The 21,849-nt window shown below is 69.9% G+C and carries 17 protein-coding genes; 8 read left to right on the forward strand and 9 right to left on the reverse strand.

Annotation, left to right across the window (positions count from 1 at the left end):
- The first annotated feature begins 17 nt into the window (after nucleotides 1–17).
- Complete coding sequence (locus VEA62_RS12615; protein ID WP_324822251.1) at nucleotides 18–983, forward strand: alpha/beta hydrolase; 966 nt, start codon at nucleotides 18–20, stop codon at nucleotides 981–983.
- Here the strand turns inward: VEA62_RS12615 and VEA62_RS12620 are convergent.
- The 4 genes from VEA62_RS12620 to VEA62_RS12635 all read right to left on the reverse strand — a co-directional run bounded on the left by VEA62_RS12620 (nucleotide 980) and on the right by VEA62_RS12635 (nucleotide 4,813).
- Nucleotides 980–1,966 carry an LLM class flavin-dependent oxidoreductase gene (locus VEA62_RS12620; protein WP_324822254.1) on the reverse strand — a complete coding sequence of 329 codons (987 nt, stop codon included), beginning with the start codon at nucleotides 1,964–1,966 and terminating at the stop codon, nucleotides 980–982. The two genes, VEA62_RS12615 and VEA62_RS12620, sit on opposite strands and share 4 nt — an antisense overlap.
- 39 nt (nucleotides 1,967–2,005) lie before the next feature.
- Nucleotides 2,006–2,947 carry a pirin family protein gene (locus tag VEA62_RS12625; RefSeq protein WP_324822258.1) on the reverse strand — a complete coding sequence of 314 codons (942 nt, stop codon included), beginning with the start codon at nucleotides 2,945–2,947 and terminating at the stop codon, nucleotides 2,006–2,008.
- 13 nt (nucleotides 2,948–2,960) lie between these two features.
- Nucleotides 2,961–4,250: a hypothetical protein gene (locus VEA62_RS12630; protein WP_324822261.1), complete on the reverse strand. Its 1,290-nt coding sequence runs from the start codon at nucleotides 4,248–4,250 to the stop codon at nucleotides 2,961–2,963.
- Between the two features lie 74 nt (nucleotides 4,251–4,324).
- Complete coding sequence (locus tag VEA62_RS12635) at nucleotides 4,325–4,813, reverse strand: Lrp/AsnC family transcriptional regulator (RefSeq protein WP_324822264.1); 489 nt, start codon at nucleotides 4,811–4,813, stop codon at nucleotides 4,325–4,327.
- A 145-nt stretch (nucleotides 4,814–4,958) separates the two neighbouring features.
- Between VEA62_RS12635 and VEA62_RS12640 the strand changes: the two genes are divergently transcribed.
- The 6 genes from VEA62_RS12640 to VEA62_RS12665 all read left to right on the forward strand — a co-directional run bounded on the left by VEA62_RS12640 (nucleotide 4,959) and on the right by VEA62_RS12665 (nucleotide 13,147).
- Complete coding sequence (locus VEA62_RS12640) at nucleotides 4,959–6,194, forward strand: 3-methyl-2-oxobutanoate dehydrogenase (2-methylpropanoyl-transferring) subunit alpha (RefSeq protein ID WP_324822267.1); 1,236 nt, start codon at nucleotides 4,959–4,961, stop codon at nucleotides 6,192–6,194.
- 59 nt (nucleotides 6,195–6,253) lie between these two features.
- The gene (locus VEA62_RS12645) at nucleotides 6,254–7,324 is read left to right on the forward strand and encodes an alpha-ketoacid dehydrogenase subunit beta (protein ID WP_349255665.1); all 1,071 of its coding nucleotides are present in this window, start codon (nucleotides 6,254–6,256) and stop codon (nucleotides 7,322–7,324) included.
- 1 nt (nucleotide 7,325) lies between these two features.
- A complete protein-coding gene (locus tag VEA62_RS12650) occupies nucleotides 7,326–9,041 on the forward strand; it encodes a 2-oxo acid dehydrogenase subunit E2 (RefSeq protein WP_324822271.1) in 1,716 nt (571 codons plus the stop codon).
- Between the two features lie 4 nt (nucleotides 9,042–9,045).
- Nucleotides 9,046–10,443: a dihydrolipoyl dehydrogenase gene (gene lpdA / locus VEA62_RS12655; protein ID WP_324822274.1), complete on the forward strand. Its 1,398-nt coding sequence runs from the start codon at nucleotides 9,046–9,048 to the stop codon at nucleotides 10,441–10,443.
- Nucleotides 10,444–10,612: 169 nt separating this feature from the next.
- Nucleotides 10,613–11,677: a substrate-binding domain-containing protein gene (locus tag VEA62_RS12660; RefSeq protein ID WP_324822277.1), complete on the forward strand. Its 1,065-nt coding sequence runs from the start codon at nucleotides 10,613–10,615 to the stop codon at nucleotides 11,675–11,677.
- Nucleotides 11,678–11,929: 252 nt separating this feature from the next.
- Nucleotides 11,930–13,147, forward strand: a complete 1,218-nt coding sequence (locus tag VEA62_RS12665) for an OprO/OprP family phosphate-selective porin (protein WP_324822280.1) — start codon at nucleotides 11,930–11,932, stop codon at nucleotides 13,145–13,147.
- A gap of 164 nt (nucleotides 13,148–13,311) precedes the next feature.
- Here VEA62_RS12665 and VEA62_RS12670 read toward each other — a convergent pair whose 3' ends face one another.
- Nucleotides 13,312–14,397, reverse strand: coding sequence for a glycosyltransferase family 1 protein (locus VEA62_RS12670; RefSeq protein WP_324822283.1), 1,086 nt, complete (start codon nucleotides 14,395–14,397; stop codon nucleotides 13,312–13,314).
- A gap of 187 nt (nucleotides 14,398–14,584) precedes the next feature.
- On the opposite strand from VEA62_RS12670, the gene putA reads away from it, so the two are divergent.
- Entirely contained in the window at nucleotides 14,585–17,713 is a 3,129-nt protein-coding gene (gene putA / locus VEA62_RS12675; RefSeq protein WP_324822286.1) for a bifunctional proline dehydrogenase/L-glutamate gamma-semialdehyde dehydrogenase PutA, read from the forward strand.
- A 24-nt stretch (nucleotides 17,714–17,737) separates the two neighbouring features.
- Here putA and VEA62_RS12680 read toward each other — a convergent pair whose 3' ends face one another.
- The 4 genes from VEA62_RS12680 to VEA62_RS12695 form a co-directional block, all read right to left on the reverse strand.
- Nucleotides 17,738–18,295, reverse strand: a complete 558-nt coding sequence (locus VEA62_RS12680) for a hypothetical protein (protein WP_324822290.1) — start codon at nucleotides 18,293–18,295, stop codon at nucleotides 17,738–17,740.
- A gap of 101 nt (nucleotides 18,296–18,396) precedes the next feature.
- Nucleotides 18,397–19,104, reverse strand: a complete 708-nt coding sequence (locus tag VEA62_RS12685) for a hypothetical protein (RefSeq protein WP_324822293.1) — start codon at nucleotides 19,102–19,104, stop codon at nucleotides 18,397–18,399.
- A gap of 65 nt (nucleotides 19,105–19,169) precedes the next feature.
- A complete protein-coding gene (locus VEA62_RS12690; RefSeq protein ID WP_324822296.1) occupies nucleotides 19,170–20,087 on the reverse strand; it encodes a hydroxymethylglutaryl-CoA lyase in 918 nt (305 codons plus the stop codon).
- A complete protein-coding gene (locus tag VEA62_RS12695; RefSeq protein ID WP_324822299.1) occupies nucleotides 20,084–21,760 on the reverse strand; it encodes a glycosyltransferase family 39 protein in 1,677 nt (558 codons plus the stop codon). The genes VEA62_RS12690 and VEA62_RS12695 overlap by 4 nt, the downstream gene beginning before the upstream one ends.
- Between the last annotated feature and the right edge of the window lie 89 nt (nucleotides 21,761–21,849).

Here is a 21,849-nt window from a genome sequence, read left to right on the forward strand (position 1 = left end):
GGTGATCGGGTGGCGCCATGCGGACCCGCCACATCCAGACCGACCGCCTGAACCAGCAGATCCTCGAGGCCGGATCCGGTCCGCTGGTCCTGCTGATCCACGGCTTTCCCGAGCTCGGCATCAGCTGGCGCGCCCAGGTGCAGGCGCTCGCCGACGCCGGCTTCCACGCCGTCGCACCCGACATGCGTGGCTACGGCGGGACCGATAAACCGGCCGATACCTTCGACTATTCTGTCCTCGACCTCGTCGGCGACATGGTCGATCTGGTCCGGGCCCTGGGCGAGACCTCCTGCGTCGTGGTCGGCCACGACTGGGGCGCGCCGGTGGCGTGGCACTGCGCCTTGCTGCGGCCGGACCTGTTCCGGGCGGTCTTCGGCCTGTCCGTGCCGTTTCAGCCGCGCCGTCCCAAGGGCCCGCCCACCGTCGCCATGGCCGCCCTGTCGAAGCGGGCCGGCCTGGGCCAGCTCTACATCAGCCAGTTCCAGGCGCCTGACGCCCACCTGGCCTTCGACGCCGATCCCGCCACGGCCCTGCGGAAGGCCTTCTTCGCCTATGACGGCGCCACGCCCGACGGTCGCCAGTCGACCGGCTTCTTCCCCGAGGGCGAGACCTTCCTCTCCACAATCGCGGACGACGCCGCCCTGCCGCCATGGATGAGCGAGGCCCATTTCGGGGAGTATGTCGCCGCCTTCTCCTCCGGCGGCTTCAAGGGCCCGGTCGACTGGTACCGGAACCTGGACGCGAACTGGGCCGCCACCGCCTTCCTGCAGGACGCCCGTGTCCGCGTCCCCGCCGCCTTCGTGGTCGGCGAGCGCGACCCGGTGCGCCACTACGCCGGCCCGGCCGAAGCCGGACTGAAGGACTGGCTCACCGACCTCAGGCTGCAGCAGGTCATCCCTGGCGGGGGCCACTGGATTCAGCAGGAACGGCCCGACGAGGTGAACCGGCTGCTGCTCGATTTCCTCAGACAGGTCGCGGCCTAGAGCCCCTCCGTCGCCTCGACCGTGATCTCAAGGCTGCGGATGCGCGCCTCCAGATCGTGGATCATGCCGGTGACCATCACCTCCTCCACGCCGGTCAGGGCGATGAACTCCGCCAGCTTCGCCCGCACCGTCTCGCGCCCGCCGATGGCCGCATAGGTGAGCCGACTCTCCACCGCCGCCCGCTGCCGCGCGTCCAGCACCGTGGTGATGTCGTCCACCGGCGGCCTCAGCCGTCCCGGCTTGCCGCTGACCACCGCCGCGAACGCCTGCTGCATCGAGGTCGACAGCCGCGCCGCCTCCGCGTCCGTATCGGCCGCGAAGACGTTGAACGCCGCCATCGCATAGGGCCGCTCCAGCTGTTTCGACGGCCGGAATCCCTCGCGGTAGGTGCGCAGCGCCGGCAGCAGCAGCTCCGGCGCGAAATGGCTGGCGAAGGCGAACGGCAGGCCCAGTTGCGCCGCCAGTTCGGCGCTGAACAGGCTCGAGCCCAGCAGCCAGATTGGAACGTTCGAACCCTGCCCCGGATACGCCGCGACACGCTGGCCTTCGACCGCGGGAGCGAGGAAGGCCTGCAGCTCCATCACATCGCGCGGGAACTGGTCGGCGGCCTCGAAATAGCGGCGCAAGGCCCGCGCCGTCTCGCCGTCGGTCCCCGGGGCGCGGCCGAGGCCTAGGTCGATGCGGCCGGGGTGCAGCGCCTCCAGCGTGCCGAACTGCTCGGCGATCACCATCGGCGCGTGATTGGGCAGCATGACCCCGCCCGAGCCGACGCGGATCGTTTCCGTCGCCGCCGCCACGTGCGCCAGGGCGACCGCGGTCGCGGCGCTGGCGATTCCGGGCATGTTGTGGTGCTCGGCCAGCCAGAAGCGGGTGTAGCCCAGCCGTTCGGCGGCCCGCGCCAGTTCCGTGGTTTCCAGCAGGGCGCGCCGGGCGTCCCCGCCCTCCACGATCGGCGACAGGTCGAGAACGGAGAATGCAGTCATGGCGCCCAGATGGGCGCCCGCCGGTTCACTTCAAGACTGTCACACCGGGTGTGTCTGATCTGGCTTGGCAGTTTGCGGCGCCGGTTCCGGCGTCGACGGCACGTCCGGCAGCGGGATGAACTCCAGGTCGTCCTCGGCGGGCAGCGCCATGCGGCCTGCCTTCCAGTCGGCCTTCGCCTGGTCGATCCGCTCCTGTTTCGAATGGACGAAATTCCACCAGATCAACCGTGGCCCTACCGGCTCGCCGCCCAGCACCATCACCGTCGAGGGCCGCACCGCCCGGACGGTAGGCTCGGCCGTCGGCTCCAGCACGATCATCTGGCCCTCATGGAAGGTGCGTTCGCCGACCTCGATCTCGCCCTTGGCCACATACAGCGCTCGCTCGCTGTAGCCGCCGGCCACGCCACGGCCCGGCGGCGGCGTCGTGCGCACCCCCTCCGCCAGTTCCCAGTGGACGTAGAACAGCGGCGACGAGGTCGGCACGGCCGCCTTGGCGCCATAAGCCTCGCCCGCCACCAGCCGCGCGAACAGACCGCCGTTCTCATAGGCCGGCTGATCCGCCTCGCCGTGGTGATGGAAGGACGGATCGACCTCCTCCGACTCCTCCGGCAGGGCGATCCACGCCTGCATGCCGTGCATCGGCCCGCCGGTGGACTTCTTCAGCGGGTCCGTGCGCTCGGAGTGCACCACGCCCCTGCCCGCCGTCATCCAGTTGACCTCGCCGGGCCGGATCGCCTGGGTCGCCCCGGTGTTGTCCCGGTGCATGATCTCGCCCTCGAACAGATAGCTCAGGGTCGAGAGGCCGATATGCGGGTGCGGTCGCACATTGATCGCATCGGCCCCCGGGGCGAATTCGGCCGGGCCCATCTGGTCGAGGAAGATGAACGGACCGACCATTCGTCGGGCGTGGAACGGCAGCACCCGCCCGACCTCGAACCCGCCAAGGTCCTTGCGCCGGGCGTCGATCACCATCTCGATCATTTCTCTACCCCTGTCAGTCCAGCCGCAGCCTGGAGATCAGCGCCGGTTCGGGCGTCGGCGTACGCGGCGCCCCCTCTCCGTCGAAGTCGCTCCACTGCGACCGCGATACGAACACCAGTTCGCCGTCGTGGACCAGACCCGTCGTCGGTTCGTCGATCTGCGGCAGGTTGGCGGCCAGCACCTCGACCGCCTCGATCCGGCTCCAGTCGGCGTCGAGGCTCAGCTTCAATACCCGCTGCGGCGCCGTGCCGTTCTGCAGCGCATAGAGGGCCTCGCCGTCGCTGATCAGGCCGTCGATGCCGATCAGGCTGGCGTTCGCGGGGGCGTTGAGCCTGATGGCCGCCCCGCTCGCCCGGTCCACCCGCCATACGCCCGACGAATAGTCCGCCACCATCAGGGCCGCGCCGTCCGGCGTCACCGCCATTCCCTGGGGCGACCGCATTGGCCCGGCAGGCAGCAGGATTTCCAGCGCTTCGTGTCCGGGCCTCAGCCGGAACAGGTCGCCGCCGGCGACATAGACCACCCCGTCCGGGCCGAGCGTCACATCGCCCAGCATCTGGTCCGGCGACGGCGCGGGATAGCGGGCCAGCACCCGCCCGCTGGCCAGATCGATCTTCAGCAGCGCGGGAGCCGGTCGCGGCGCGTCCTCGGCGAGGCCGTGCACGGCGGGCGGCACGGGCGAGGCCGCGGCCCACAGCACGCCGGCCGCCTCGTCCGCCGCCAATCCCAGAACACCGCCGATGGCCGGATCGGGCGCGAGGAAGGGCGCCGCCTCCCCGGCGTCCGTCAGGGCGACGATCGTCCGCCCGCGGACTTCCGACGCCAGCCAGCGTCCGCGCGCCTCGTCCCGCGCCACGCTCTCGACAAGTCCTCCGCCGAAAACCGCCGCCACCGGTGACAGGCGGTCGGCGCCGAGCGGTTCCCTGTTGCCCTCCACCGTGGCCTCAAGGGCGGCGAACCCCGGCTGATCCTGCAGGTCCGCCAGCGCCGGATCGCCGCCCAGGTTCATCGACAGGCCCGTGTCGGCATACCGCTGCGCCAGCGCGATGGCCTCCGCCGGCCTGCCCGCTGCGGCGGCCACCCTCGCGCGCATCAGCATCAGGCCGGGATGGTTGGGGATGCGCCCTTCCGCCTCGGCCAGCCGCGCCCCGGCGCTGGCCAGATCGTCCGCGTTCGCCGCCGCCACCGCCTCGGCGCGCAGGCGCTGGAAGGCGGCGACATCGGTCTCCGCGGCATCCTGCGCCAGTCCCGGCGGGGCGCTGCCCAGAAGACCGGCGAATGCGATGGCTGCAGCAAGGCGCATGACGATCCCCAAGGCTTGGCGGCGACTATCCGCCCGCGGGGGGCGTCGGCCAAGTCAAGGATCGGTAATGTGGATCAGCTCACGTGCGGCGTGACGATGCCGAGCGGCAGCGTCGTCACATTCTTCACGCCGCGCGTGACGATGTGGCTCTCGCAGTCCGAGACGATGCCGAGGCTGAGCAGCTTCTCGCGCAGGAACCGGTCGAAGGCGTGCATGTCGGAGGTGATGATCCGCAGCACATAGTCCTCGCGCCCGGTGATGGTGGCGCACTGCACCACCTCGGGCCAGTCGGCCACTGCGGCCTCGAACCGGTCGAGGTTCTCGGTCGAGGGCAGGCTCAGCTTGACGATGGCGTAGACCTCGAAATCCAGCCCCAGACGGGTGGCGTCGAGCAGGGTCACCCGCTTGCGGATGAAGCCCGTATCCTCCAGTCTCTTGATCCGGCGCCAGCACGGCGAGGCCGACAGACCCACCCGCTCGGCGACCTCGGCCACGGACAGTCCGGCGTCCTGTTGCAGGATGTCCAGAATGCGGGCGTCCACGGGATCCAGATCGTCGGCCAAGGCGTTTCTCCGGTTCTACTTATGGCGCAATAAAATACCCGTGAACCGGCATATGCAAGGTCAAAATCGAGCGAGCCTTGGCTGAAAGACCGTGCTACAGGGCGCCGGAGGAAACGCGGTCGGATCAACCGGACAGCAGGACGGAATGAAAAAGCCAAACAGCCAGCCCCTGTCGCTGCGCGTGCCCGAGCCCTCGGGCCGCCCCGGCGACACGCCGGACTTCAGCCATCTCAAGCTCGACGCCCCCGGCGCGGTGGAGCGGCCCGAGGTCAGCTCCACGCCCTATGCGATGCGCGACCACGCCTTCCGCCTCGTCCGCGTGCTGAACGACGACGGCCAGGCCGTCGGCCCGTGGAACCCGAAGCTGGACGCCGACACGCTGCGGCGCGGCCTCAAGGCCATGATCCTGACCCGCGCCTTCGACGACCGGATGCATCGCGCCCACCGTCAGGGCAAGACCAGCTTCTATATGAAATGCACCGGCGAGGAGGCCATCGCCGTCGCCCAGGGCATGATCCTGTCGCGCGAGGACATGGGCTTCCCCACCTATCGCCAGCAGGGCCTGCTGATCGCGCGCGGCTATCCGCTCGCGACCATGATGAACCAGATCTATTCCAACGCCTCGGATCCGATCAAAGGCCGCCAGCTGCCGATCATGTATTCGGCGAAGGACTACGGCTTCTTCACCATCAGCGGCAACCTCGGCACCCAGGTGCCCCAGGCCGTCGGCTGGGCCATGGCCAGCGCCTACAAGGGCGACGACAAGATCGCCATCAGCTGGATCGGCGACGGGGCCACGGCCGAGGGCGACTTCCACAACGCCCTGACCTTCGCCAGCGTCTACCGCGCCCCGGTCATCCTCAACGTCGTCAACAACCAGTGGGCCATCTCGTCCTTCATGGGCATCGCCGGCGGGCTGGAGACCACCTTCGCCTCCAAGGCCATCGGCTACGGCCTCCCCGCCCTGCGCGTCGACGGCAACGACTTCCTCGCCGTCTGGGCCGCGACCCAGTGGGCCGAGGAGCGGGCCCGGTCCAACCAGGGGGCCACCGTCATCGAGCTGTTCACCTACCGCGGCGCCCCGCACTCGACGTCGGACGACCCCAGCCGCTACCGCCCCGGCGACGAGCACGAGAAATGGCCGCTGGGCGACCCCATCGCCCGCCTGAAGCAGCACCTGATCGCACTCGGCGAATGGTCCGACGACCAGCAGACCGCCGCCGAGGCAGACGCCGTCGAACAGGTCCGCGCCGCCGGCAAGGAGTCCGAGGCCATCGGCACGCTCGGCCAGTCGCGCCCCTCGGTGAAGACCATGTTCGAGGAGGTCTACGCCACCGACGACTGGCGCATCACCGAACAGCGCCGCGAGGTGGGGGTCTGATCATGGCTGAGCAAACCACCTTCACCGAAGCCGACCGCGCCGACGGCATTGAGTCCGACATGGCCGACCAGAACCACGCCCCGAAATCGGTGGCGCCCGAAGCCGCCGCGGTCATGCCGATGAACATGATCCAGGCGCTGAACTCGGCCCTGCACGTCAAGATGGCCGAGGACCCCAACGTCCTCAGCTTCGGCGAGGACGCCGGCTATTTCGGCGGCGTCTTCCGGGTCACCGACCAGTTGCAGCAGAAGCACGGCCTGACCCGCAGCTTCGACGCCCCGATCAGCGAATGCGGCATCGTCGCCGCCGCCATCGGCATGGGCGCCTACGGCCTGCGCCCGGTCGTCGAGATCCAGTTCGCCGACTACATCTATCCCGCCTACGACCAGATCGTCTCGGAAGCGGCCAAGCTGCGCTACCGCTCGGCCGGCCAGTTCACCTCGCCCATCGTGGTGCGTTCGCCCTACGGCGGCGGCATCTTCGGCGGCCAGACGCACAGCCAGTCGCCGGAAAGCCTGTTCACCCACATCGCCGGCCTGAAAGTCGTCATCCCCTCCAACCCCTATGACGCCAAGGGCCTACTAATGGCGGCGATCGAGGACGACGACCCGGTCATCTTCTTCGAGCCCAAACGCCTCTACAACGGCCCCTTCGACGGCTGGCACCAGAAGCCGGTCAGCCCGTGGAAGGCCCAGGATCTGGCCCAGGTCCCGACCGGCAAATATGTCGAGCCGATCGGCAAGGCGCGGGTCATGAAGGAAGGCGCCGACGTCACCATCCTCTGCTACGGCACCATGGTCTGGGTCTCGCTGGCGGGCGCCGAACACGCCGGCGTCGACGCCGAGGTCATCGACCTGCGCACCCTCGTGCCGCTCGACATCGAGACCATCGAGGCCTCAGTGAAGAAGACCGGCCGTTGCGTCATCGTCCACGAGGCGCCGAAAACCTCGGGCTTTGGCGCCGAGCTGTCGGCCTTGGTGCAGGAGCGCTGCTTCTACCACCTCGAGGCGCCGATCGCCCGCGTCACCGGCTGGGACACCCCCTATCCGCACGCCTTCGAGTGGGAATATTTCCCGGGTCCGGAGCGGGTCGCCACCGCCCTGAAGTCCGTCATGTCGGGAGGCCGATAGTATGGGTCGCTACGTCTTCAAACTGCCCGACGTCGGCGAAGGCACCGCCGAGGCCGAACTGGTCGGCTGGCACGTCAAGGTCGGAGACATGGTGGCCGAGGACCAGATCCTCGCCGACGTCATGACCGACAAGGCCACCGTCGAACTGACCTCGCCCGTCGCCGGCAAGGTGCTGGCCGCCCACGGCGAACCCGGCCAGCAGCTGGCCGTGGGGTCGCCGCTGGTGGAGTTCGAGGTCGAGGGGGCGGGCAATGCATCGGCCTCTGACCCCTCCCCCGCTTCGCGGTCCCCCTCCCCATCCGCAAGCGCGGACCGGGAGGAGACATCTTCCGTCGCCACTCCCGTCTCCTCCCCACGCAGTGGGGAGGGGGACCCCGAAGGGGTGGAGGGGTCGGCCGCAAGCGCCGGCGCCAACTACGTCTTCAAACTCCCCGATGTCGGCGAGGGCACGGCCGAGGCCGAGCTGGTCGGCTGGCACGTCAAGGTCGGCGACACGGTCGCGGAAGACCAGATCATCGCCGATGTCATGACCGACAAGGCCACCGTCGAACTGACCTCCCCGATCGCCGGAACCGTCGTCGCCCTGCACGGAGAGCCCGGCCGGCAGATCGCCGTCGGCGGGCCGCTGGTCAGCTTCCAGGTCGAGGGCAAGGGCAACACCGCTCCGGTCCCCAGCCCCTCCACCGCTTCGCGGTCCCCCTCCCCAGCCGCAAGTGCGGCCAGAGAGGAGACGGCTGCGGCCGTCCCCCCGTCTCCTCCCCGTGAAACGGGGAGGGGGACCGCCGAAGGCGGTGGAGGGGCGAAGGCGCCGCGCAGCTTGTCCGACCGTTCCCAACGCCCCCTCGCCTCCCCCGCCGTGCGCCAGCGCGCCCGCGATCTCGGCGTCGAGCTGCAGTTCGTCCCCGGCTCCGGCCCCGCCGGCCGCATTGAGCACAGCGACCTCGACGCGTACGTCGCCAGCGGCTCGCACGGATCGTCCGCCTCCGGATCATCCTCGTCCTCGACCTACGCCAAGGCCGAAGGAACCACCGAAACCCGCATCATCGGCCTGCGCCGCAAGATCGCGGAGAAGATGGCTGAGTCGGTCCGCCGCATCCCCCACATCACCTACGTCGAGGAGATCGACGTCACCGCGCTGGAGGAGCTCCGCGCCCACCTCAACGCCAACCGCAAGGCCGATCAGCCCAAGCTGAACGTCCTGCCCTTCATCGCCCGCGCCATCGTCGTGGCCCTGCGCGACCAGCCGACCATCAACAGCCACTACGACGACGAGGGCGGCGTCCTGACCACCCACGCCGCCGTTCATCTCGGCATCGCCGCCCAGACGCCGAACGGCCTGATGGTCCCCGTGGTCCGCCACGCCGAGGCCCGCGACCCGTACGACACGGCGGCCGAGATCGCCCGCGTCTCCGGCGCCGCCAAGTCCGGCAAGGCCAGCCGCGAGGAGCTGTCGGGCTCGACCATCACCATCACCTCGCTGGGCACGCTGGGCGGCGTCGTCCACACCCCCATCATCAACCACCCCGAGGTCGCCATCGTCGGCCCCAACAAGATCCAGGAACGGGTCGTGGTGAAGGACGGCCAGATGGTCGCGCGCAAGATGATGAACCTGTCCTCCAGCTTCGACCACCGCATCGTCGATGGCCACGACGCGGCCGTCTTCGTCCAGCGCATCAAGGGCCTGCTGGAACACCCGGCGACGCTTTGGATGAACTGAGACCATGGCTGAATCGATCAAGACCAAAGTCCTCATCATCGGCGCCGGCACCGGCGGCTATGTCGCGGGCATTCGCTGCGGCCAGCTGGGCCTCGACACCGTGCTGGTAGACGGCGGCGACGGTCTGGGCGGCACCTGCCTGAACGTTGGCTGCATTCCGTCCAAGGCCATCATCCACGCGGCGTCGAAGTTCGAGACGGTCAGCAAGGCCGCCGACGGCGGCACGCTCGGCATCACCGCCTCGAAGCCGGCCATTGACCTGAAGGCCACCGTCGCCTGGAAGGACGGCATCGTCCGCAAGCTGAACACCGGTGTCGCCGGCCTGCTCAAGAAGGCCAAGGTCAAGGTGATCAACGGCTGGGCGACCTTCTCCGACGCCAAGACCTGCACGGTGAAGACCGCCGACGGCGACCTGACCATCAGCGCCGAGCACGTCATCCTCGCCACCGGCTCCGAGCCGGTCGAACTGCCCTTCCTGCCCTTCGGCGGCGACGTCATCTCCTCGACCGAGGCCCTGTCGCTGGACAAGGTGACCGGCAAGCTGGTCGTCGTCGGCGGCGGCTATATCGGTCTCGAACTGGGCATCGCCTTCCGCAAGCTGGGCGCCGAGGTGGCCATCGTCGAAATGGCCGACCGCCTGCTGCCGCTCTACGACAAGGCCCTGACCGACCCGGTCCGCAAATGGCTGGAGGCGCACGGCGTCGAACTCCACCTCGGGGCGAAGGCCGGCGCGTTCGAAAAGGGCCAGCTCAACGTCACGACGGCCGATGGCAAGGCCCTCAAGCTCAAGGCCGACAAGGTCCTCGTCACCGTCGGCCGTCGCCCGCGGACGAAGGGCTGGGGTCTGGAGAACATGGGCGTGGCCATGGCCGGGCCGTTCGTGAAGATCGACGACCGCTGCGCCACCTCGATGAAGAACGTCTGGGCCGTCGGCGACTTGACCGGCGAACCCATGCTGGCGCACAAGGGCTCGGCCCAGGGCGAGATCGTCGCCGAAATCATCGCGGGTCACGAGAAACGCTTCGACCCCGTCAGCATCGCCGCCGTCTGCTTCACCGAGCCCGAGATCGTCTCCGCCGGCCTCGGCCCGCTGGACGTCGAGGGCCGCGACGACGTCATCACCGCCGTCTTCCCGCTGATGGCCCTGGGCCGCGCCCTGGCCATCGAGGCTGGCGGAGACGGCGGCTTCGTCCGGGTGCTGGCCTCGAAGACCGACCACCGCCTGCTCGGCGTCCAGGCCGTCGGCCAGCACGTCTCGGAGCTCAGCAACAGCTTCGCCCAGATGCTCGAGATGGGCGCCCTGCTCGAGGACATCGCCGGAACCATCCATGTCCACCCGACCATGGGCGAGGCCTTCCACGAGGCGTCCCTGCGGGCGCTGGGGCATGCGATCCACATCTAGGGCGCTACCGCTCGCGACGCGGTCGCTCACTGCTTGAGCCCGGGGGCTCCGTAATCGTCATCCCGGCGAAAGCCGGGACGTCGCCGAACCGTCACCGTTCCGTCCGGGCGTCCGTCACAAACCTGTGGTCCAAGCGGCTTCGACCCAACCGTAGTCGGAGCCATATCCCATGAACCGCACCCTGTTCGCCGCCGCCTCGGCGATCGCCCTCCTCGCCCTGGGCGCCTGTGGCGACAATCAGAAGGCGGGCGCGCCCGGCGAAGGCGCCGGCCAGGGCATCCTGGCAGTCGGCTCCTCGACGGTCTTCCCGTTCGCCAGCCGCGTGGCCGAGAATTTCTCCCGCACCTCGGATGGCGCCGCGCCGCGGGTCGAGTCGCTGGGCACCGGCGGGGGCATCCAGAAATTCTGCGAGGGCGTCGGCCCGGGCACGCCGGACATCGCCAACGCCTCGCGCCCGATGAAGAAGTCCGAGTTCGAGCTGTGCCAGAAGAACGGCGTCACCGACGTGGTCGAGATCAAGATCGGCTACGACGGCATCGTCATCGCCACCGCCCGAAACGGCGAGAGCATGAATTTCCGCCTGCAGGACCTCTACCTCGGCCTCGCCAAGGAAGTTCCGGGAGCCGGCGGCGCCTTCGTCGCCAACCCGGCGACGACCTGGAACCAGGTCAACCCCGGCCTGCCCGGCCAGCGCATCCAGGTCTACGGCCCGCCGCCGACCTCGGGCACCCGCGACGCCTTCCTCGAGCTCGGCATGGCCCCGGGCGCCAAGCTGATCCCGGCGCTCGCCGCCATCGGCGACAAGGACCGCTTCGAGACCCTGGCCCACACCCTGCGCGAGGACAACGCCTGGATCGACTCGGGCGAGAATGACAACGCCATCGTCCAGACCCTGACCCGCACCCCGGGTTCGCTGGGTGTGTTCGGCTTCTCCTTCCTCGAGCAGAACATGGACACGGTGAAGGCCGAGACCATCGACGGCGTCGCCCCCTCGGCGGCGACCATCGCCGACGGCTCCTACCCCCTGGCCCGCAGCCTCTACATCTACGTCAAGAAGGCCCACGTCGGCGTGACCCCGGGTCTGCGGGAGTTCGTCCTCGAGTTCATGTCGGACGCCGCCGCCGGCCGCGGCGGCTACCTGCAGGATCGCGGCCTGGTGCCGCTGCCCGCCGACCAGCTGGCCGCCCAGCGCGCCATCGCCACGGCCATGACCCCGATGACCAGCCCGCAATAGGCTGCGGATCCTTCGAAGCCGACCGGACGCCGCGGGCTGCGAGGCCCGCGGCGTTTCACTGTGCGCAGCATCCTCCGCGCCTGTCACATTTCCTGATGGGAAGCGTCACAGTGTTGCGATCCATTGGTCGGATAAGCGTCACCGCAATCTCACCGATCCTTCGCCGGACCGCAGCGAAATCGTCGCGCGTGAAAGATAATCCGGGGCCTGACAGACCACGTTCGGTCGGCGGGCAACCGAAGGATCCCCTCAGTGCGACAACAGACCCTGCTGGCGGGCGCCTCGATCGCCGCCGTCCTCTCGCTCACGGCCGGTTCGGCCCTGGCCCAGACCTCGCAATCGACCAGCGGCCCCTGGAAGGGCGCGCCCGAATACCGTTGGGGTGACTTCACCATCAAGCCCCGGGGCCGGGTGTTCGTCGACTATGTCGATCAGGATGTCGACCGGGCAGTCGGCATCGACTTCAGCGCCTCGGAAGACCGTTTCCGCACCGCCCGGATCGGCGTCCAGGGAACCTGGGGAGAGCGGTGGTCGTACGTCGCCGAGGCCAATTTCGTCGACGGCGAGTCGAACTGGGAAGACCTGCTGATCGAATATGCGCCGAACGACAATACGGCCATCACCCTCGGCAACTTCAAGAGCCTGTCGCTCGAGAACCTGACATCGTCGCGATACACGACCTTCATGGAACGCGGGGCCTTCGCCGACCTGATCGACGCGGGTCGGGTGATGACGCTGGCGGTGCGCACCGGCGGCGACAACTGGTCCATCGCGGGCGGAGTGCACGGCGATTCGGTCAACGACGGCGCCCCGGGCGACGGCGAGGAACAGCGCGGCCTCTTCGTCCGCGCCCACTTCGCCCCCGTCGTCACGGACGATACGAAGATCCACCTCGGCGTCTGGGCTCGCGACCGCGACCGGCGGGACGACACGGCCTTCCGCTACCGCGTCCGCAACAACACCAATTTCGGGGCCCGCTACACCGACGCCGGCTCCTCGCCGCTCGGCGCCGGGGACGGCGACACCGCCATCGGCCTCGAGGCCGCCGGCGTGTGGCGCAATTTTTCGGTTCAGGGCGAATGGGCGACCATCGACGCCGATCTGACCGGCGGCGGCTCGGCCCAGGCGAACGCATACTATGTCTTCGCCTCCTTCTTCCCGACCGGCGAACAGCGCAAATACAAACCCGCGGACGGCAAGTTCGATCGGGTCAGCATCCGCAATCCCGTGACCCAGGGCGGCATCGGCGCCGTCGAGCTGGCGGTCCGCTACGACGCCGCCGACCTGACCGAATTCGCGGGCGTGGCCACGGCGGGCGAGTATTCGGCCGTGACGCTGGGGGCCACCTGGTACCCTTGGTCGCACATCCGCTTCATGGCCAACTACACCGACGCGAAGAACGAGGCGCAGGTCGCCGCCTCCGACGTCGACGTGCAGACGCTGCAGGTCCGGGCGCAGTTCGACTTCTAGATCGGCGCGTCACCTCTCCATCGGCGAAGGCCGGTGGGGAGGACAGATCGCGCAGCGATCAGGCGGGGGCGGCTCGGTGACAGGGGATTGGCGGCAGGCTGGCCGCCGCCTGCGCCGCGCCGACCGTTCTCCCCACTCGCCTTCGCTCATGGGGAGGCGAGACTCTACGCCGCCGTCTTCTTCCGCAGGCGGGCGATCCTCCGCAGCCGGCGCCAGAACCGCCCGCGCTCCGGCTCCGGATAGGGCTGCAGGTTCTCGACGAACTGCTCGGCCGAGGCCCGCCAGCTGAACTTCTCGGCATACGCCCGCACCGCCGCCCGGTCGCACTTCAGCGCCTCCAGGCACGCCACGCGCAGGTCCTTGTCGATCGCTCCCGCGTTCGACCCAGGGATGATGTCGATCGGCCCGTGCGCCGGATAGGCCGCCACCGGCGTCCCCGTGGCCATGGCTTCCAGGATCACCAGGCCGAAGGTGTCGGTCCAGCTCGGGAAGACGAACACGTCGGCGTCGCGGAAACAGCGCGCCAGCTCCTCGCCGAACCGCGCCCCGAGGAATTTCGCCTCCGGGTATTTCGCTTGAAGCTCGGCCCGCGCCGGCCCGTCGCCGACGACGATCTTGGTCCCCGGCAGGTCGGTCTGCAGGAAGGCCTCGATGTTCTTCTCGACCGCCACCCGCCCGACGTTGAGCCAGAACGGCCGCGGCCAGTCCTTGCCGCCCAGCTCGTCGTAGATGCGCGGCAGGTCGGGGTTGAACTGTTCGGTGTCTACGCCCCGGGACCACGGCGAGACGTTGCGGAACCCGTGCGCCACCAGTTCGTCGCGCAGCGTCGGCGTGGCCACCATCAGCCGTCCCGACGGCTTGTGGAACCACTTCATATAGGCGTAGCCGACCTGCACCGGGATCGGGAACCGCGCCGAGACATATTCGGGGAATTTGGTGTGGTAGCTGGTCGTGAACGGCAGCTTCCATTCCACGCAGATGCGCCGCGTGGCGATGCCGATCGGCCCCTCGGTGGCGATGTGCACCGCCTCCGGCTCGAAGGCGCGCAGCCGCTCGCGGATCTCCTCCTCCGCCCCCAGCGCCAGCCGGATTTCCGGATAGGTGGGGCAGGGGATGGTCTTGAACTGGCTCGGCTCGATGACCTCGACCTCGTGGCCCATTGCGCGGCATTCCGCGATGGTCCGGGTCAGGGTGCGGACGACGCCGTTGACCTGGGGCTCCCAGGCGTCGGTGGCCAGAACGATGCGCATGAGGGCCGGAAGGCTCCGCCGTTGATCGGGACGCACGAATAGCCCTTCCCCCTTCATGGGGGAAGGGTTGGGATGGGGGCGCCAGCGGCGGCCACATCGAGCGCTGTCCGCGGCGGCCAATCGGACGCAGTTCACCCCCAACCCCGGCCCTTCCCCGATCAAGGCGGAAGGGAGTAGAGGGAGCCGCATGGACGCACACGTTTCTCCGCCCCTCACCCTGTCGCAGGACTGGGACGCGCTGGACCAGGGCAAGTTCGCGGATGAAACCGCCACGGTGCGGGGCCTTCTGGCGCGCATCCCGCTCGACGCCGGCGAGCGCGCCGCGGTGCTGGCCAGCGCAACGGACCTCGTCGAACGGGCCCGGGCCAGCGTCAAGAAACAGGGCGTAGTCGAAAGCTTCCTGCAGGAGTTCTCGCTCGGCACCCGCGAGGGCCTGGCCCTGATGTGCCTCGCCGAGGCCCTGCTGCGCACGCCGGATGAAGACACCCGCGACCGGCTGATCGCCGAGAAGATCGGCTCGGCCGACTGGGCCAGCCACCTCGGCCAGTCCGACAGCCTGTTCGTCAACGCCTCGACCTGGGGGCTGATGCTGACCGGCAAGCTGGTCGACGTCGACGAGGAGGCGAAGACCGACCTGCCCGGCTTCCTGCGCCGCATCGTCGGCCGCCTCGGCGAGCCGGTGATCCGCGAGGCCGTCGCCGCCGCCGTCCGCATCATGGGCGAGCAGTTCGTGGTGGGCCGCACCATCGAGGCGGCGCTGAAGCGCTCGAACCGCGAAGGCTGGCTGTGTTCGTTCGACATGCTGGGCGAGGGCGCCCGCACCGCCGCCGACGCCGAGCGCTACGAGAAGATCTACGCCGACGCCATCGAGGCCGTCGGCAGGACGTCGAAGGGCCAGGGCCCGGAAGTCGGCCACGGCGTCTCGGTGAAGCTGTCGGCCCTCTCGCCCCGCTACGAGGCGACGCACGAGGCCCGCGTCTGGGACGAGCTCTATCCGCGCATCGTCCGCCTCGCCCGCATCGCCGCGAAATACGACATCAATTTCACCATGGACGCCGAGGAGGCCGACCGCCTCGCCCTGTCGCTGAAGCTGCTCGACCGGCTGGCGCGCGAGCCCGATCTCGGCGCCTGGACCGGCCTCGGCCTCGCGGTGCAGGCCTATCAGAAGCGCTGCCCCGAGGTGATCCGCCGCGTCGCCGAACTGTCGAAGGCCTCGGGCCGCCGCCTGATGGTCCGTCTGGTCAAGGGCGCCTACTGGGACACCGAGATCAAGCGCGCCCAGCAGTTCGGCCGCACCGACTATCCGGTCTTCACCACCAAGGCGGCCACCGACCTCAACTACCTCGTCTGCGCGAAAGCGATGATCGAGGCCGCGCCGCACATCTACAGCCAGTTCGCGACCCACAACGCCCACTCCCTGGCCGCCGTCCACAGGATGGCGTCGGAACGCGGCGTGAAGATCGAGTTCCAGCGCCTGCACGGCATGGGCGAGGCCCTCTACGACGCCGCTCGCGAGGCCTTCGGCCCGGTCACCGTGCGCGCCTACGCCCCCGTCGGCGGGCACGAGGACCTGCTGCCCTATCTCGTGCGCCGCCTGCTCGAGAACGGCGCCAACTCCTCCTTCGTCCATGCCCTGCTCGACGAGCGCGTGCCCGCCTCCGCCGTCGCCGCGGACCCCATCTCGTCGGTCGAGGCCCACCCTGACCGCCACGCCAAGATTCCGACCCCCAAGGACATGTACATGGACCGCCAGAACTCGCTGGGCCGCGACTACTCCCAGGCCGCCGACCGCGAGCGGCACGTCCTCGCCCTCGAAAAGGTCGACAGCGAGAAGCTGACCTCCGGCCCGATCCTCGGCGGCAAGCTGAAGGCCGGGACCAATCCCCAGCCGGTCACCAATCCCTTCGACACCACCCAGGTGCTCGGCCACGTCTCGGAAGCGGCCGAGGCCGACATCGACGCCGCCGTCGACCTCGCCGCCCGCGCCCAGGTGAAGTGGGACCGCATCGGCGGCCATGGCCGGGCCCCGATCCTGCGCGCCATGGGCGATGCGCTCGAGGCTGACATGGACCGCCTCGTGGCCCTGCTCAGCCGCGAGGCCGGCAAGACCCTCAACGACGGCGTCGCCGAGGTGCGCGAGGCCGCCGACTTCTGCCGCTACTACGCCATGCTGGCCGAGCGCGACTTCGGCGGGCCGCGGGAGCTCAAGGGCCCCGTCGGCGAGATCAACCAGCTGGTCCTGCACGGCCGAGGCGTCTTCGCCTGCATCAGCCCGTGGAATTTCCCGCTGGCCATCTTCACCGGCCAGATCGCCGCGGCGCTGGCCGCCGGCAACGCCGTGCTGGCCAAGCCCGCCGAACAGACGCCCCTGATCGCCGCCGAGGCCGTGCGCCTCTACTACAGGGCCGGGCTGACCCCCGACCTGCTGGCCCTCGTTCCGGGCCGCGGCGAGACCGTCGGCGCGAAGCTGGTCAGCCACCCCGGCATCGACGGCGTCGCCTTCACCGGCGGCACCGACACGGCGACCCTGATCAACCGTTCGCTGGCCGCCCGCCCGGGCCCGATCATCCCCTTCATCGCCGAGACCGGCGGCCTGAACGGCATGTTCGTCGACACCACGGCGCTGAAGGAACAGGTCATCGACGACGTCATCCTGTCGGCCTTCGGATCGTCGGGTCAGCGCTGCTCGGCGCTGCGCCTGCTCTACGTCCCGCACGACGCCGCCGACGCCCTGATCGAGGGCCTCAAGGGGGCGCTCGCCGCCCAGGTCGTGGGCGACCCGTCCGACCCCGCCACCGACATCGGTCCGGTCATCGACGCCGACGCCAAGGGCATGCTCGAGGCCCACCTCAAGCGCCTCGAAGGCGATGCGAAGATCGTCGCCCGGGCCGAGCTTCCCGCCGGCGCCGACAAGGGCCACCTGTTCGCCCCGACCATCGCCGAGGTCCCGACCCCCGACTATCTCGAGCGCGAGGTCTTCGGCCCCATCCTGCACGTCTGCCGGTACGAGCCGTCGCAGCTGAAGGAGACCGCCTCCAGGCTGGCCCAACGCGGCTACGGCCTGACCCTCGGCGTGCACAGCCGCATTGAGGCCTTCGCCGAGGAGGTCGCGCGCCTCGTCCCCGCCGGGAACGTCTACATCAACCGCTCGATCATCGGCGCCGTCGTCGGCGTCCAGCCCTTCGGCGGCGAGGGCCTCAGCGGCACCGGCCCGAAGGCGGGCGGCCCCTACAGCCTGATCCGCTACGCCGCCGAAAAGGCCATCAGCAACAACATCTCCGCCCAGGGCGGCGACCCGGCGCTGCTGAATCTGTAGAGGCGCCTTTTCATCCCGGGGCCGCTACGCGGCCATTCGGGACGCCTCCGCCCGCGCCGCCTCGCGGAACAGCCACGCCGCCAGCAGCCAGCCAAGCGAGAAGACGCCCACGATCGCGAAGACGATGTGCTCATAGGCCAGGGCGACAAAGGCGGTGCCGAACTGCGCCGCCGCGGTCACGGCCATGACCAGCGCCATCCCCTTCGGCCTGAACCGCACGGCGAACGCCCCCATCAGCGCGCTGGCGATCACGCCGAAGAAGATCTGGTTCAACGGATTGTTCTCGTTCCCGATGATCCCCACGGCCAGGTTCGACCAGGTGATCAGGAAGCTGGTCCCCACCGCCACGATCACGCCCGCCCGATAGGCCAGCTGCCCCGACAGCCGCAGCCCGACTTCGCAGATCCCCGCCGCGACCAGCAGCATGATCCCCCAGCCGACGAAGTCCTCCGTCGTCCACGGCAGATCGACCAGCAGCTTCGCCGCCAGCGGCACGAGCCAGGCGAACGCCGCTCCGCCCCAGACCACCAGCCCCAGCATCCGCGCCAGCCGCTGGTCCCTGCTTTCCGTGATCGTCGTCATCTCTGTGTCCGCCTCCTCGCTGAGGCCGTCACCCTGCCCGGCCGGCCGGTGAGCGGCATGAGCGAAACCTGAGCAGATGCTGAAAAGCGGTCCGGCGGCCCTCACCCGGCGGTGCAGGTCGCCACATAGATGGTGCAGGTCGAAGACCCGCCGGTCAGCGGATTGTCGAAGGCCACCACCTCCGCCCGCGCGGCCGGGAACACCGCCGCCAGCACCGCGAGGAACGCGTCGTCCGGTCCCTCGTCGGACCACATGGCGAACACGCCCCGCGCCGTCAGCGCCGCCCGCACCCGCGCCAGTCCCTCCGGCGAATAGAACCGTGCATGGTCCGGATGCAGCAGCTGGCGCGGCGAATGGTCGATATCAAGCAGCACCACATCGTAGCGCTCGCTGCCCGCCCGCGGCGCGTCGAACCAGCCGAAGAAGTCCCCGTGCGACAGGGTGCAGCGCGGCTCGGTCCCCAGGCTGTCGCCGATCGGCACGAGGCCGGCCCGGTGCCATTCGATCACCGGCTCCAGCGCGTCGACCACCTCCACCGAAGCCACGCGCGGATGCGCCAGCGCCGCCCTGGCCGTGTAGCCGAGGCCCAGTCCGCCGACGAGCACGCGCAGCCCCCCGCCCGTCGACGCTGCGAGGCCGCGCACCGCCAGTTCGATCTCGCCGACGGTGAACAGGCTCGACATCAGATGCTCGTCGCCGAGGATCACCTCGACCACATCCTGGTCGATGGCCGCGACCCAGCGCCGCCGCAGCACCAGCGGCCCCATGGCGGTGGGGCGGTAGTCCAGTTCCTCGATCATCCGCCCCATGTCGTTCCCTCCCGTCCGGCGACGCGGCCACAAGTCGCTCTCGTCTCCGTCGCGGGAGGAACGGCCTAATCCTTCGGCCATCCCCCCGCCCGGCTCAGCGCGCTCGGCGCCGGGCGGCCGATCTGCTCGCCGATCCAGCGCGCGGTCCCGATCAGGGCGTCGAGATCGTAGCCGGTCTCGAACCCGGCCCGCTCCAGCATATAGACGAGGTCCTCGGTGGCTATGTTGCCGGTGGCGCCCGGCGCGAACGGACAGCCGCCGATGCCGCCGACCGAGGCGTCCAGCACATCGATCCCCGCCTCGACGCCCGCATGGGCGTTGGCGAGGCCGGTGTTGCGCGTGTCGTGGAAATGCAGCCGCAGGGTCGCGTCCGGCGCCGCCCTGCGGGCCGCCTCGACCTTCCTCGTCACCGCCCAGGGATCGGCCACCCCAATGGTGTCGGCCAGGGCGATCTCGGCCACGCCCAGCTCGCCGATCCGGCCCACCAGGTCCTCGACCTGCCCCTCCGACACCTCGCCGTCGAACGGGCAGCCCCAGACGCAGCTCAGCGTCGCCGACAGCGACGGCCCGGCTCCGGCGCCGCCTTCGGAGTTGGCCCGTCCGGTCAGGATGTCGGACAGCATCGACACCTGCTGGTCGACGCCCATGCCCTGGTTCTTCAGCCCGAAGCCGTCGGTCGCCGACATGGCCACATTGACCTCGTCGACGCTCGTGCCCAGCGCCCGGTCGTAGCCCTTGCCGTTCAGCACCAGGCCGATGCGGCTGCGCCCCGCCTCATGGGGCAGCGCCGCCATCACCTCTTCCGCCCCGGCCATCTGCGGCACGTATTTCGGATGCACGAAGCTGACCGCCTCGATGCGCCGTGCGCCCGCCGCCTCCAGCCGCCGCACCAGGTCCGCGCGAATGGCGGGCTCGAGCACCGCCGCCTCGTTCTGCAGCCCGTCGCGGGGGCCCACCTCGACGATGGTGATCGGACGCCTCATGGCCGCGTAACTCCCGCCCGTCCGCCGCCGGAGGGAGCATAGACGGTCAGGCTGACGTCGTCGCCGCGCGAGTAGTTGTGGCCGTTGACCACCCCGACCGCCCGGCCGGTCACGCCCAGATCGGCCGAGGCGGCCCTGAAGGCGTCGGCGTCGCGCGCCTCGACGATCACCGGCCGTCCCTCCGCCAGCGCCCTGGCCGCGCCCGCCGCGTCGGTCAGCTCGGTCTCCCGCCCGGTCAGGAAGACGAAGCTCGGCTCGTGGAACCCGGTGATCGCCACCGGCCCCGGCCGTCCCTGGCGCGGATGCAGGTCGGCCCGCTCAAGCACCTGCTGCAGCTGCGGCGCTATGGCCAGCGGCCTTAGCTGCCGGATGGTCCCGGCCAGTCCGGCATGCGCCACCAGTCCAAGGGCGATCGAGGCGAGCACCGCCGTCACCGCCGCCCGGTGCAGCAGCAGGAAGGCCCCGATCAGCGCCGCGAGCGCCGCGAAGACGATGGTGATGGTGGCCCAGGTCTGGGCCGTCGAACGGCCGAACTCAGTCAGGCCGTAGACCGTAATGGCCACGATCGCCAGGCCGCTGATCACCGACAGCACCGCCCCGGAATAGCGCGAGACCGGACCGATCGGCCGGGTCAGGGCGGCCGCCGCCAGCAGCGCCAGGGCGCCATAGGTCGGCAGCGAATAGTGAGCCAGCTTGGTGGGGGTGATCTCGAAGATCAGCCAGGCCGGAACCAGCCAGCAGACCAGAAAGCGCACCGCCGGCTCGGCCCGCCTGTGCCAGGCCGTCGACAGGGCCGCCGGCAGCAGCAGGACGGCGGGGAAGAACATGACGATCAGCCCGAGCAGGAAATACCCCGGCGGGGCGCCGTGGCTCTCGTGGCCGCCGGCGATCTTCGGCGCCAGGTCGCCCATGATCGCCTCGCGCCAGAAGCCGCCGTCGGTGGCGATGGTGATGGCTATGGCCCACGGCCCGACGATCAGCGCCGTCAGCGGCAGGCCCCAGCCCCAGCCCAGCCGCGCCAGCCATTTCACGTCCCGGTCCCACATCGACAGCAGCAGGATGGCGGGAACCACGACGATCAGCCCGATCGGCCCCTTGATCAGGATCGACAGGCCCAGACCCAGCCAGAACAGCAGTTTGTGCGGCCGCCGCGGCGCCTCCCCCGCCCGCGTCGCCAGATAGATCCGCCCCAGCCCGGCCATGGCCATGGTCACGGCGGCGCACAGCACGGCGTCCGTCTTGGCGATGCCGGCCTCGGTCGACAGCAGGAAGGTGGCCCCCAGTATGGCCCCGGCCAGGAACCCCGCCCTGCGCCCGAACATCGCCCCCCCGGCCCAGGCGCAGGCGGCCGCCGCCAGCATGGCCCCAAGGATCGATGGAATCCGGTAGGGCTGGATGTCGCGCGCCTCGACGCTCGATGTCGCCGCCACGGCTGCGGCCTGCATCCAGTAGATGCCGACCGGCTTCTTCCAGCGCGGATCGTCCTGGAAGCGGATGTCGACATAGTCGCCGCTCTCCAGCATCTGCGACGTCGCCTGGGCGTAGCGGCTCTCGTCGCGGTCCAGCGGCGGCAGCAGCATCAGCACCGGCAGGCCGGCCAGCAGGGCGACCAGGGCGGCCATCACGGGGCCCCGCCAGCCGGCGATGAATCGGTCGAGATCGGGGCGCATCATGTTCATCTTCCTAACACGCCCGTTCGGGCCGCGTCAGCCGTCCCTGCCTCGGTGGCCTCCCGCCCGGCCGCGAAACCCGCTAGACAGCC

The sequence above is a fragment of the Brevundimonas sp. genome (assembly GCF_035627475.1).
In the GTDB taxonomy this organism is placed as follows: domain Bacteria; phylum Pseudomonadota; class Alphaproteobacteria; order Caulobacterales; family Caulobacteraceae; genus Brevundimonas.

Bases quoted from the DNA above. Each gene is read 5' to 3' on its own strand.
- VEA62_RS12615 (WP_324822251.1), top strand. From the start codon at position 18: ATGCGGACCCGCCACATCCAGACCGACCGCCTGAACCAGCAGATCCTC.
- VEA62_RS12620 (WP_324822254.1), bottom strand. From the start codon at position 1,966: ATGACTGCATTCTCCGTTCTCGACCTGTCGCCGATCGTGGAGGGCGGG.
- VEA62_RS12625 (WP_324822258.1), bottom strand. From the start codon at position 2,947: ATGATCGAGATGGTGATCGACGCCCGGCGCAAGGACCTTGGCGGGTTC.
- VEA62_RS12630 (WP_324822261.1), bottom strand. From the start codon at position 4,250: ATGCGCCTTGCTGCAGCCATCGCATTCGCCGGTCTTCTGGGCAGCGCC.
- VEA62_RS12640 (WP_324822267.1), top strand. From the start codon at position 4,959: ATGAAAAAGCCAAACAGCCAGCCCCTGTCGCTGCGCGTGCCCGAGCCC.
- VEA62_RS12645 (WP_349255665.1), top strand. From the start codon at position 6,254: ATGGCCGACCAGAACCACGCCCCGAAATCGGTGGCGCCCGAAGCCGCC.
- VEA62_RS12650 (WP_324822271.1), top strand. From the start codon at position 7,326: ATGGGTCGCTACGTCTTCAAACTGCCCGACGTCGGCGAAGGCACCGCC.
- lpdA (WP_324822274.1), top strand. From the start codon at position 9,046: ATGGCTGAATCGATCAAGACCAAAGTCCTCATCATCGGCGCCGGCACC.
- VEA62_RS12660 (WP_324822277.1), top strand. From the start codon at position 10,613: ATGAACCGCACCCTGTTCGCCGCCGCCTCGGCGATCGCCCTCCTCGCC.
- VEA62_RS12670 (WP_324822283.1), bottom strand. From the start codon at position 14,397: ATGCGCATCGTTCTGGCCACCGACGCCTGGGAGCCCCAGGTCAACGGC.
- putA (WP_324822286.1), top strand. From the start codon at position 14,585: ATGGACGCACACGTTTCTCCGCCCCTCACCCTGTCGCAGGACTGGGAC.
- VEA62_RS12680 (WP_324822290.1), bottom strand. From the start codon at position 18,295: ATGACGACGATCACGGAAAGCAGGGACCAGCGGCTGGCGCGGATGCTG.
- VEA62_RS12685 (WP_324822293.1), bottom strand. From the start codon at position 19,104: ATGGGGCGGATGATCGAGGAACTGGACTACCGCCCCACCGCCATGGGG.
- VEA62_RS12690 (WP_324822296.1), bottom strand. From the start codon at position 20,087: ATGAGGCGTCCGATCACCATCGTCGAGGTGGGCCCCCGCGACGGGCTG.
- VEA62_RS12695 (WP_324822299.1), bottom strand. From the start codon at position 21,760: ATGATGCGCCCCGATCTCGACCGATTCATCGCCGGCTGGCGGGGCCCC.